Below are 12064 nucleotides of genomic sequence, written 5' to 3'. Positions count from 1 at the left end.
CTCAAGTCGCATTTCGGACGGCTCGAAGCCGTCATGAACACCGGCAACTACCAGCACCAGAGCACGCCGGACATTCTCGCAGCCATCCTGCGCCGCCACGGGCTGAGAGACCATCAGTTCCGCTTCCGGTTGCGCCGCCAGTACCCCAAGCATCTGTTCCGCATGCAGCACCACATGACGGATATGGCCTACGTCCAGATGCTGATGCAGAAGGCGGGCATCTACAGCTATATCGTGGAGACGGAGTACGGCGATCAGGTGGTTTTCGGTGATGACATCGACCATTACCTTTACGACGAACCGCAACGCATTGTGCCGTACCGTGAAGTCGCAGGACTCGAAGCGGGCGGCGTGGAAGCCGTCACGGCGATCAGGACGCATACCGTCACGGTGCCGCAGTCGTTCATGGTGGCCGAGTACAACCCGGACGCAGCGTGGGAACGTTATCGCGCCTCGGCGACCGTCGCGCCCGAGGACCCGACCACCTACGGCCAGCCGTATATCTACGGCACGAACCACCTCGACGCGGACGGGGCGCAGTGGGAAGCGCAACTGAGGCACGAAGCGGCCATCGCCGGCCAGGTTGTATACGAAGGCGCGGGCAACGTGCTTGCCTTGCAGTGCGCCACCGTGCTCGAAACCGATATCGTGCTGCCCGATGCGCCCAAAGGCATGGTCATCATCGAGGCCACGCACAGCGGCGCGCGTGACGCGGCGTATTCGAACACGTTCCGGGCCATTCCTGCTGACCGCCGTTTCCGTCTGGAACTGAAGCCGGAAACCTGGGCAAAGATCGGCGGCACACTGAGCGCCCGGATTTGCAGTCCGGACAAGTACACCTATGCCTACCTGAATGCCTCCGGCTATTACGTTGTCCGCTTCGATGTGGATTTCGCAACGTGGCCCAAAGGTGGTGAGAGCGTACCGCTGCGACTCGCCAAACCCTTCGCGGGCATCCTGTGCTGGCTCGACAAACTGCATCTTGCGCAGATCGGCGAGCCATCGATGCCGCTGTACGATGCCACCAGACCACTGTCGCAAAATGAGGACCACGACCAGCGGGCCTACGACTGGAGTTGGTATCACCGTGCGCGCATGGCAGCCAGCGGCCCTGCGGAACGGGCCCGTAGGGCTTCCGTGCAACAGATTGGTGCCCAGCTCGGAGTCAATGGCGCGAGCAGTCCGCGTCCGTCGCTTGTCGCGGAGCCGCTTCGGGATATTGGCATCGAACTTGTCACCCGCGACTTTTCCCTGGATGACCGGGAAGAGATCCGGTATCGCGAAAACCTGCTGAGGAAGAGCGGCAATGGACCAAGCTGGTCCGCAGCCAACATTGCCTACACGACCGAACCATCCCACCACCAGAAAACGGTGCTCATCGACTACGAAAAACCTGAGGACGCCATTGGTTTCGTGATGGGGCATAACACGTTGGACGCCTACTGGGATGACGATGCGCACAGTTACGTAAAAAAAGCGCCGAACCTGGGGCGCAACGGGGCGACACCTCGCCAGGACATGTCGGCCATGGTTGCGGGTCCGATTCTCGAATCTCTGAACGACAACTTCTGCCGTGCATGGGAGCGTGACGCAAAGGAAGATCTGCTTACCCATCGCGACGCGCTGAAGGAGAGGCTGCAACCACGAGATGAAATTGGCATGCGTGTGATGGCGCAGATCAACCGCACGCAGTCTCAGGAGGGGGTGCGTAACATCGAGCGAATGTACATCCAGGTTGTCAATAATGCGACGCAATTCATTTATATCGAGAACCAGTACTTCCGCTGGCCAGCGCTAGCTGCGCAGATCAAGCAGGCTGTTGCCGCCCAGGTCTGCGGCGGGCGCGATCCGGCGAAGCACGGGCCAGTCTATCTGTTTGTGGTCACGAATTCCGACAATGACGCGCTCGACAAGGGGCAGGGCACGACCTACGACATGATGAACAGCCTCGGGCAGGCGCGCACCATGCCAAACGTCTACAAGCTTGAACAGGGGGATGAGTTGAACGCGCAGGTGAATGCCGCGCGGGGGAAGCTCTTCCTGGCCGCTCATTCCGGGACACAGGTGAATGATGCTGCACTCGCTGACATTGCCTCAGTGAACCAGCAACGCGCAAAGTTGCATGACATGAAGGATGACGATATTCCGATGCCGGAGATTCCCGGCCTGAAAACGCTTGTCTGCACGCTCGTTGCGCCGGATTCTCCCCCCGGTGCCTGGATGCCGGTCTACGTCCACAGCAAGATCATGGTTATTGACGACGTGTTTCTTACGCACGGTTCGGCCAACGTCAACCGGCGCAGTATGGAGGTAGACAGCGAACTGAACATCTGTCATGAACGAATGGACGTGACGCAGCCGCTTCGCAGGCAGTTGTGGAATATCCACACTAACGGGCAGGGGGCGCAGGATGATCCAGCAATCGCGTTTGCTTCATGGTCGTATATCTTGAGAACGAATGAAAGTCGGCAAGGAGCCAAGACGACATCGCCCTACGCATCGCTTATAGGCTTCAAGAGTATGACGAAGAAGCGGATGCGCATGGACTAACACATGAAAAGTCTAACTTATACGCTCGTGCTGGCAGCGTTGCTCGGCGCTTGCTCTAACAAGGAGAATCCGATGCCATCCCAGGCCGATATGAATGCCGCACGATCGCGACTGGCTTTTACCTGCGTCCATGAGGCGGACCATCTGCCGCCGCTCGATGCGCAGGCCGACGCGTTGTTCAAATACGGACTGTTCCTCGAAAAGAAACCCGGCCCGAAGGATTTCGATGCGGCCGCCCGGTACTACCGGATCGCTGCTGCGCATGGTCACTACAAGGCCAATAACAACCTGCAACTGCTGGTGTCATCGGAGCTGGCTTCTTCTCCAGACGCACCAAGGGAAACGGTTGATCTGGCCGAGCAGTTGATCGCCGCAGGTGTTCCAGGCGGCTACTATGACATGGGTCATTACCTTGAGCTTGGTTATGGCGTGGTCAAGGACGAAAAGAAAGCGCTGGTCTTTATACGTAAAGCAGCAGATATGGGAAGTCCGGAAGCTCAGGCTTATGTCGCGAAAATGCTTGCGCCATCAGATAGGGCGCCGGATATCGCGTTTCAGATGCGTCAATGCGCCGTTAGTCAAGGAAATGGGGAAGCTGCGATAGATCTTGGCGTCGATTTGAAAGAGAAAAGATCGTACACCGAATCTGTTGGCGCGCTTCAGGCTGGTGTAAAGGCCGGAAATGCCGAATCCGCGTTCGGTCTATGGAATGGATTTAAGGCCTCGCCCTCGAACGAATTGTATTACCTTGGCTTATCTTCAGATTTGGAGCGCTCACGTCGATATGAAATGATCTGGAGGTTCATCACTGACCACGAAGGCCTCAATCCCAAGGTACCGGACATCGACCAGATCGCGCCGCTGCCGCCCGCGAAGCTGCCAGAGTGGGACGGCACGTTCCTGTGGCAGAAGGAGCAGGACGCCGGGAAGCCACCGCAGAAACCTGATGACGGGCTGGTCGCGCGTCTCGCAAAGGAAAAGAATCTCGACCCGGCCACCGGCCTCCCACTTGCTCACGAAAAGAAGGCTGAGCGTGTGCCACCTGGGACTGTGGTACGAACGGGCGAAGTCTGCCCCGTCGATGGCATGTGGTGCGACCGGCGCTGGGCTTCGGTCAGCCATGAGGCGACACGACATTTCCGGAAAGGCGAGACGATGCCGCAGTTCACCATGGACAATCGTCGCCCCATTGCATTGCTCGACACGATGCTCGGCATGCGTAAGTACAGCACCGATGCAACGTGGACACTGGTGTCCTACGACGAACAGGCGTAGGGCGCGTGATATCCGGAATCGGGGAAAGTGCAATGCGGGGTAAATGGGTTGTAGTAGCAGGTCTGGTTGTCGTCGCAGCTGGCTATATGCGGTTGCCGTGGGCAGTGGGTGTTGCATTGTCCCTGGTGTTTGCAGTGATGTTCTGCCTGTGGCGATTCTCGTGCGAGACGGAATCACGCCGTATGACCAAGACTGAATCCATTGTGCTGGATGGGCTGACGCGCGACTTGATGCTTCGCGAGTACGATGATCTCACGGAGGCACAGCGTAGAGCGGTCGATGCCGACATACAGGCTGGCCGCGAAATCATTAGTGCATTTTCATCGACTGGCGCGTTGGCCGAACCTCCTGTGCCGGCCAGCACACCTGTCGCGACCTCCTGTCCCATGTGCCGCATCCATCGGGAAGCTGGATGGTCTAACTGTCCTGTCTGTGATGCTGTGTTTGAGCCTGCTGCGACTCTCCTAAGTACGAAACCGGAACAGGGGTGCCCAGGTTGCCGAATTTACCGGTTGCTGGGATCGGCAGAATGCCCCGACTGTGGAACTGCACTGCGGCGCAAGACATGGCAGCAATGAAAAATCACACCCTGTGATTTCCCTATCATCGCGCCGTGGGGAAAATTCATTCCCCACGCAGGCCCACGTGCAATGCAGCATGAACAAGTGACTTGTCTGTGTTTTTCTTCGACAAGTGACTTGTAGAAAGTGCCTCAAGTCTTCACTTGATTGCAATTATTACAAGGCAGATGTTTAATATGTAAACCGTCTCCCCTGTGGGGAAACGGCGGTTTCCTCGCAGCGCAATGCGTGGGGAAACGTAGGGGAATGATGTTTGTGGTTGTGTGGGGAACGAAATATTCCCCTCACGCGGCCAGCAAAGCCTTGCCAGCCAAGGCCCTGTCCTGTGACGCGCGATTGTCTGCGCAGTTCTCCATGAAGATGCCGGTAAAAACGGGTGCCACGGCCGCAGGTTCGGTGAGCAGAACCGCCGCGAGCGCCGCGACCGGCGCGCAGAGAATCACACTGTAGCCGCGATACGCGGCGAACATCAGAAACGCCAACGCCATCATGGCGATGATCAAGGTCATATAAATTATCTCTAGTCCTAATTAATTGTTATTGATGTGCTGCCTGTAAAACCTCCACCTTGCCGACTCAATTCTCAAGGGCTATCGCACGCCTCCTTGCCGCATCCATCGGTCCATCGCCTCGCCGCCGTGCGTGTCGACATAACGCGAGATGTCGTTCAGCAGGCCGAGATCGAGATTTGCCGAAGCCGCCATGTCCTTCGCCAGATGCAGGTCCTTGCCCACGACCTTCAGCAGCGCGCCGAACGCCGCTTCGCTGCGCGCCCACGCGCCGTATTGGCGGCGTCCTTCCGTGGCATCGGCGGTGAGGAAGTTGCGCCCTGTGCTGACGTTGATGATCGGCGCGATCTGCTCGAACGTGACGCCATGACGCTCGGCCAGCTCGATCGCCTCGGCGCCCAGGAACTTGATGGCGATGCACAGCATGTTATTCACAATCTTGACGACTTCGGCCGAACCCAACGCACCGCAGCGAGAGAGGTTTTGCGCCATCGCGTTCATCACGGGCATGATGGCATCGAAGTCGGCGCAAGCGCCGCCGAGCATGATCGTGAGCGTACCGTCTTCCGCCTTGACGATGCCGCCGCCGATTGGCGCGTCCACTAGGCGCGCACCGGCGGCTTCCAATGGCGGCGCAATGAGTTGCAACGTGCCAGGCAAGGTCGTGCTCATCACGCAGACGATCGGTGCGTGGTTTTCCGCGATGCCGTGAATCAGGCCACCGGCGCCGATTGCGACGTCGCTGATCTGCGCGTCGTTTCCGACCAGCACGATCACGACGTCGGCCGTGCCGCAGTCACGCGCCGACATCGTGACGCGCGCGCCTTGTGCCTCGAATGAAGCGAGCACGGCGGGATTGCGGTCGCACACGATGAGTTCGAAATCCGCCTGCCTGACGCGCCGTGCCATCGGCGCGCCCATGCGGCAGCAATTAACGCGATACCTTGAACCGGATGTCCGGATAATCCAGCCTCGGCAGCCTACCTGCGAGGAACGCGTGAAGTTCTTGCACCTGCGCCGCCTTTTCCGAGTCATCCGGCCGGATGAGGTAATACGCGTCGCCACTGCCGACGGCGGTTTTGAACGGCAAGACGAGTTGCCGCGCGTCGATGGCGCTGGCGCAGAGTGCGAGATCCCCTATCGAAATTCCGTGCCCGGCTGCGGCCGCAGCGATACCCTGTTCGAGCATGTCGAAGACCTGGCCGCCGGTGATGTCCACATTGGCTTCGTGCCCGCTGGCCTTGAGCCAGCGGCGCCAGTCGCGGCGGTCGGGTGACGGATGGATGAGATCGCATGCCGCAAGATTGGCGCGGGCTGCGGGCGCCAGCGCGCGCGAGCAGATCGGGATCAACCACTCATCGAAAAGCTTGATGCAGTGCGTGTCTTCGCCGAACCTGCCGGCGCCGAGCAGGATCGCGCAATCGTAGGGTTCGCTGAGAAAATCGACGGTATCGACGTCCATCCAGACGCTCGTGATCTGCACCTCGAATCCGGGCTGGGTCTTGCGAAAGGCGGCGAGCGCATCGAGCAGCCAGCGCATCGTCAGCGTCGAGGGCGCCTTGAGCCGCAGGACGTCGTGTCGAGCATGAAAGAGTCTGCATGATTCCTCGATTTGCCGGAAGCCGCGTCTGAGCCCCGACGCGAACACGAGGCCTTGCGTCGTGACGCTCAATCTTGGCCCGTGCCGGACAAACAGCTTTCGGCCGAAATATTCCTCCAGTGTCTTGACGTGTTTGCTGACGGCGCTCTGCGTGAGGCTCAGTTCCTCGGCTGCCAGCGTAAACGAGCCGGTGCGCGCGGCACTCTCGAACGCGCGCAATGCATATACAGGGGGAAGCGATTTCGCCTTCATCGTGGGCATTCACATGAGTAAAAGTCATGATTGCGCGCAGTATTTTCCGTTTTTCGTCTGCCGCGCAGTGAGGCAATACTATACCCATGATCCATTCTTTATCGATACTGGGCCGCAATCTGTTCTGACTGGCAGTGAGTGGGGCCCGTATCGATTTCAACTTTTACTCATGTCTGTTCACTACACGCTCTTGCTTGCCTATCTGGTCGCGATCGTTCTGCTCGTCGCGACACCGGGCCCGGTTGTCATGCTCGTGGTCGGGACGACAGCGCGACGCGGCGCCCGTCAAGGCGTTTTGACCGCGGTGGGGGCGAATGCCGCAAGCCTTTTGTTGATCGCGCTGGCGACGCTCATGGTGTTCGGCGTGGTGCTCGTCAGCGATCGTCTGCTCGTTTGGCTGCAAATACCGGGTTGCCTGTTCGTTGCCGTTCTGGCGATCAGGACGCTGTATGGCGAATGGCGTGGCGCCAGCCCTGCCGATCGTCAGCACGTGCAGGAGGCCGCGTCCATGCCACAGCGTTTGCCCTCGGCCTTGCGCGGCTTTTTCGTCGGCGTGGCCAATCCCAAGGACATTTTGTTCTTCGTCGCTTTCTTTCCCCAGTTCACCGGGATCACATCGGACGTCCGCGCGAGCCTGGTGATCCTGGCCGCACTCTGGATCGTTGTCGATTTCGCGATCCTGAGCTGCTACATTACTGCGCTCAGGCATCCACTGATTCACCGGCAGCAGCGGTGGATTTCCACATCGTCGGCAGGCTTGCTGCTGTTGATCGCCATTGCCGGGCTTGCAGGCGCGGTGCAGGGTAGCCGCTAGCGCCCGGACGCCCGGTTGGCTTGGCGCCCGCCCGCGACTGCCATCTCCGTCACTTTCACACGCTCCGCGACACGCCTCATGCTCACCGTTGACTCCACATCCTTCGAGTACCTGTTTTCCTATGGCACGCTTCAACTGGAACAGGTGCAACTGGCAACCTTCGGTCGCAAGCTCGATGGCCAGGCCGACGAAATGCCGGGCTACTCGCTCACGATGCTAAAGATCGACGACCCGGCGGTCGTTGCGACGAGCGGCAAGACGCACCACCCCGTTGTCGCCTATACCGGGAACGCATCGCAACGGGTGGCGGGGACGGTGTTCGCGATCACCGCGGAAGAACTCGCACACGCCGACGAATACGAGGTCGACGATTATCGGCGCGATCGTGTCACGCTCGCTTCCGGTATTTCGGCGTGGGTGTACGTGGACGCGACATCGCCGCGCCAGGCGTAGCGGGCCCGGTGCGATCCCGATCGTTTCCGGCGCTTTGAAGTTGTGTTGCGCCGGCCGGCGTAGTCGGCAGCGCTCAGAGCGCCAGCACGCGGGCTTCGATGCGCGCGAGGCGTTTGACGTGTCGCGGAGCGGGGACGCGATCCGCGCCGCAAAACAGAACTGGGCCGCCGTCGTGCGCGTCGAGCGCCGCGCCGCCGCACTCGTACGCGACGATCGCCTGCTCGCCAACCGGCGTGTTGAACAACTCGTGCCACGAGAACGTCACGAAGTAACCGTCGTGACCGATGGCGAGAAAGACCATGCGTTTGAAGTCGCCGTGCACGTCGTTGCGCAGACCCGCCTGCTCGAGCAATGCGGTCAGGCGCACGCCGCGATAGGGCGCGACCGTCCGGATGAACCGCCCGGTGGTGTAGCAGCGCAGATCGAACGCCTCGCATACCGCGGCCGGGTATTGCCTGAGCGCGTCGAGCGAAAGTGACATCGGGCGCATGAGGCTGCCCGAGAGGTGCAACCAGCCGGGCTGCATGGCGGCATTGTCGACGACAGGCGAAGCCGAAGGGGCTGGGGCGGTTGCGATGTCCATGGATGGGGCTCCGGGCCGAAACGGGTGAGCAAGGCGGTCGATGTCGTGCCGCGCGATGTAGTGACCCGTATACTACGCTTGCCGTCGCCGGAGTCAGTCCGGTTTGGAGCATGCCCTTTATCCCGTTGCCGTTATGTTCCGCGCGACGTGGCCCGCATGCCGCGCCGAAGCCGGGCGCTCAGGCGCCTTTGAGTTGATCCAGCAAAGACCGAAGCCGCCGAGCCTGGGCGGGCATGATCTGCGGCGTGGACGCCATTCGCTGCACGCGATCGAGCCAATAGCGTCGGCCGAACACGGCGACGTTGTCGTCGACGGCAACGGCGATCTCAAGATGCGTGATGGCGCCATCGAGATTTTTCGCCGTATAGGGACTTTCTCCCTGCGGCCCGGTTTTCGCCTCCTGGCGTGCTGTCACCCGCTTCGTATCTGGATTGCCGTGCTTTGGATGCTGAAGTGTTGCTTCTTCAATTGCGATTATCATTATTTTTGCCTTACGGTCGAATCGATACGCCATGCACGCGAATTGCGTATTGCAGGGCGTCCCCCGTTGTGAGTTCGGTGCGGGCGGGTCGGCCTTTTCCCGGTGCCGAATATCACAGGGTAAGCAACGATTGCGCCAGCGTTCCACGGCCCCGTGGTGGCGGGAGGTGGCGACGCGTGAGGGGGGGGAGCAGGACGATTCCGTCCGCGTAAACGGCGGGGAGTGGACGATTTCGACCACTCCGGCCGATCTGGCGGGGTAACTGAGTTGGGGGTGGCTTAGCTACCCGCGGCGGGTCCCTGGGCGCCCGGTTCGAGCGAAGCGTCGTGGCGCAGTTCGGCCAGCAACGCGATGGCGTCTGCAATGCGGCGGGTGGAATCGGCCGACTGTTCCCGCAACCCGCGAGCAAGCGTGTCGATCGCTTCGGCGCGTCGATCTGTGGCGCGCAGGAACTCGGCGAGATAGCGCGCGGCATCCACGCGCGCGGGTACCGCACCGAACGCGAGCGCCGTTGAAAGAGCGGTGCGGAGTCCCTGTTCGGCGGACGTCAAGTCTCCGAGCGCCCACTGCGCCCGCGCGCGGGTGACCAGCAGTTCGCCGAGATGGGCGCGCTCCTGGCGCGCGAGGGTCTCGTCGACCGCCGCGGCCAGCATCGTTTCGCATTGCTGCGCGCGGCCGGATCGCAGCAGCAGTTCGCCGTGCTGCCACATCTTGAAGGAATGGAACAGCGCGCCGCCGTTGCAGATCATGTGATTGTCGTAACCGTCGAGCATGACGGCTTCGGCTTGCGCGTTCAACCCTTGCGCGCTGAGATGGGCGCCGCGAAATATCTGGCCCATGCCGCGATAGAAAGCGAAGCCGTTGGCGATCGACACCGATTCGAGCTCGCTCGCGAGCGGCCCGCGCCGCGTCCGATCGTCGAACAGGCAAGCCAGCCACGCGGCGCCTTGCAGATTGACGGCGTGCGCCAGCGCGTGCGTACCCGGCTCGCTGGCGCGCAGGATCAGCATTTCCATCGCGCGCCGGGCCTGTCCGAACTCGCCGATCTGGTAGGCGGCCAGGCCCTCGAATGTCAACGCGAGGCTCGCCAGATCGATGCCCTGCGAACCCGTGCGCACATCGTCTCGCGTCACGCCGAGCAGATTGCCGCGCGCGAGGCAGGCGAGCGCTTCTTCGCTGTCGCCGAGCCAGTAGAGCGTATTGGCCATGGCGACGTGCGCTTCGTCGAGCGACACGCGCTCCCCGCTGTTCTGGGCGCGCTGCAACATCTCCTGCGCGCTTGCGCGCGCCTGCTTGAGCTGGAGCGTGGTCAACTGGGTGGTCCAGATCCCGAACTGGATCGCCGCGATTTCGCCGGGCTCGCAAACCCCGGCGCCGATTTCGAGCGCCGCCGCGTAGCAGGCCGTCGCTTCCGCGTACAGCCAGCCGTGCACGCTGCGCAGGCTCATGCCGAGCAGCCGGTAGGCGTCGAACTGGGTGCGGCGCGCGCCGGCCTCGTCGCGGTTTGTCTGGACCGCTTCGAGGCAACGCCGCAAATGAGGAATGGCCTCGGCGAAGCGCGCGGCATCGACAAGCGCGCTCGCCAGTTCAAGGCTCTTGTGGGCTTCGCGATGGTGCGCCTCGCGCGACTTCAGGCGGCGTTCGACGGTCTTGCGCCCGACGCCGAGCAGGCTGGCGGCGGCGCTCTTGTTGCCTGCGCTGCGCTCCAGCGCGCGATCGATGAGGAGGTCTTCGGCGGCGGCGAGTTTGTCCCGTCCTTCGAGTTGCAGCAGCATGTCCGCGAGCGCGGCGCGCGAAACCGACCCGGCCGTTTCGCTGCGCAGAAACGGCTCGAGCGTGTCTTCATCGATCAGCGGGTGTTCGGCGAGCACGCTCAACTGGCTGATCAGATTGCGCAATTGCCGGATATGACCGGGCCAGGCATGCCGGCCGAGCCGCCTGATGGCGGCCGGCGAAAACTCGATGCGGCGCGCCTGCTGCGAGGCGAAATGGGCGGCGAGCGCCGCGATGTCTTCGACGCGCTGGTCGAGCCCGGGCACGGCCAGCACGAACACCGCGAGCCGGTAAAACAGGTCCTCGCGAAACAGCCCCTGGTGGGCCAGTTCGCGCAGATCCCGGTGAGTCGAGGCGACCACGCGCCCCTCGAAGCGCAGGCTCGACGACGCGCCGACCGGGCGGAACGTCCGCGTTTCGAGTGCGCGCAGCAGTTTGGGTTGGAGCGCGAGGGGCAACTCGCCGATCTCGTCGAGCAGCAGCGTGCCTTTGCCGACCTGCTGCAAGAGCCCCGGACGACTCTCGCCCGCGCCGGTGAACGCGCCCTTGACGTGCCCGAACAATTCCGCTTCGACCAGATGCTCGGGAATCGCACCGCAATTCACGTCGACGAACGGTTGATCGTGGCGCAGGCTGCGCGTGTGCACGCGGCGCGCGACGAGTTCCTTGCCCGACCCGGTGGGTCCGATGATGAGCAACGCGTGATCGGTGGGCGCGACGCGATCGATCATCCTGACCAGTTGGCGAAACGCCGGCGCTTCGCCAATGAACGCGTCGTCGTCCGCGCTGGCTCCGGCAGGCGCCGCGAAGGGGAGGGTATTCATTGCCTTGTGGGCTCCAGATGAACGCGTGGCATTGTCATGGCAAATGTCCCGCGGACTGCGATCGATGACGGCGCATCGATCCCGTGCGTCGCGGCGTATCCGGAATGTCGATTCGACGGCGGCAAGCGAGGCCCGGGCATGTCGAGCGTCGCCATCCACTTGCGGTCGGGCCCAGCTAACCGCGGGTTCCGGGTGACTTTAGCATCCTTGTTTCAAACCTCAAATGGCCTGCTGTGGCCAAATACCGGATCGCCGTGAATCGATATCCGGGGGGCATGAGTCTGCGTGATGAAACCGTCAATGACCGGTAAGCCGATCGCAGAATGGCGCCGCCAGATGCGGGGCGAACTATACTGACTCGTTTTCGCT

The 12064-nt window shown here is 61.7% G+C and carries 9 protein-coding genes and 2 pseudogenes; 5 read left to right on the top strand and 6 right to left on the bottom strand.

Features of this window, described 5'->3' with window-relative positions; genetic code table 11:
- The 3 genes and pseudogenes from C7401_RS36525 to C7401_RS36515 all read left to right on the top strand — a co-directional run.
- A pseudogene (locus C7401_RS36525) lies at positions 1–960 on the top strand (contractile injection system protein, VgrG/Pvc8 family); the annotation flags it as partial.
- Between the two features lie 45 nt (positions 961–1005).
- Positions 1006–2550, top strand: coding sequence for a phospholipase D-like domain-containing protein (locus C7401_RS46200; RefSeq protein WP_112176914.1), 1545 nt, complete (start codon positions 1006–1008; stop codon positions 2548–2550).
- Positions 2551–2553: 3 nt separating this feature from the next.
- Positions 2554–3825: an SEL1-like repeat protein gene (locus C7401_RS36515; protein WP_258397366.1), complete on the top strand. Its 1272-nt coding sequence runs from the start codon at positions 2554–2556 to the stop codon at positions 3823–3825.
- Positions 3826–4756: 931 nt separating this feature from the next.
- Here C7401_RS36515 and C7401_RS36510 read toward each other — a convergent pair.
- The 3 genes and pseudogenes from C7401_RS36510 to C7401_RS36500 form a co-directional block, all read right to left on the bottom strand.
- Positions 4757–4915, bottom strand: a pseudogene (locus C7401_RS36510) (GntP family permease); the annotation flags it as partial.
- 81 nt (positions 4916–4996) lie between these two features.
- Entirely contained in the window at positions 4997–5836 is an 840-nt protein-coding gene (locus tag C7401_RS36505) for an NAD(P)-dependent oxidoreductase (RefSeq protein ID WP_112176907.1), read from the bottom strand.
- A gap of 10 nt (positions 5837–5846) precedes the next feature.
- Entirely contained in the window at positions 5847–6767 is a 921-nt protein-coding gene (locus C7401_RS36500) for a LysR substrate-binding domain-containing protein (protein ID WP_112176913.1), read from the bottom strand.
- 13 nt (positions 6768–6780) lie between these two features.
- Between C7401_RS36500 and C7401_RS36495 the strand changes: the two genes are divergently transcribed.
- Both C7401_RS36495 and C7401_RS36490 read left to right on the top strand, forming a co-directional pair.
- On the top strand, positions 6781–7581 hold the full coding sequence (locus C7401_RS36495) for a LysE family translocator (RefSeq protein WP_258397365.1): 801 nt from the start codon (positions 6781–6783) through the stop codon (positions 7579–7581).
- A 78-nt stretch (positions 7582–7659) separates the two neighbouring features.
- Positions 7660–8034 (top strand): gamma-glutamylcyclotransferase family protein, encoded by a 375-nt coding sequence (locus C7401_RS36490; protein WP_112176905.1) that lies wholly within the window; start codon positions 7660–7662, stop codon positions 8032–8034.
- 73 nt (positions 8035–8107) lie between these two features.
- Here C7401_RS36490 and C7401_RS36485 read toward each other — a convergent pair whose 3' ends face one another.
- The 3 genes from C7401_RS36485 to C7401_RS36475 form a co-directional block, all read right to left on the bottom strand.
- Positions 8108–8617: a molybdopterin-dependent oxidoreductase gene (locus tag C7401_RS36485; protein ID WP_112176904.1), complete on the bottom strand. Its 510-nt coding sequence runs from the start codon at positions 8615–8617 to the stop codon at positions 8108–8110.
- Between the two features lie 178 nt (positions 8618–8795).
- Positions 8796–9098, bottom strand: coding sequence for a hypothetical protein (locus C7401_RS36480; RefSeq protein ID WP_112176903.1), 303 nt, complete (start codon positions 9096–9098; stop codon positions 8796–8798).
- A gap of 278 nt (positions 9099–9376) precedes the next feature.
- Positions 9377–11695 (bottom strand): sigma-54-dependent transcriptional regulator, encoded by a 2319-nt coding sequence (locus C7401_RS36475; protein ID WP_112176902.1) that lies wholly within the window; start codon positions 11693–11695, stop codon positions 9377–9379.
- Between the last annotated feature and the right edge of the window lie 369 nt (positions 11696–12064).

This window comes from Paraburkholderia unamae, assembly GCF_003268775.1.
GTDB lineage: Bacteria > Pseudomonadota > Gammaproteobacteria > Burkholderiales > Burkholderiaceae > Paraburkholderia > Paraburkholderia unamae.
Note: the sequence above shows the minus strand (reverse complement) of the source record. Positions and strands in the feature narration are given on the sequence as shown.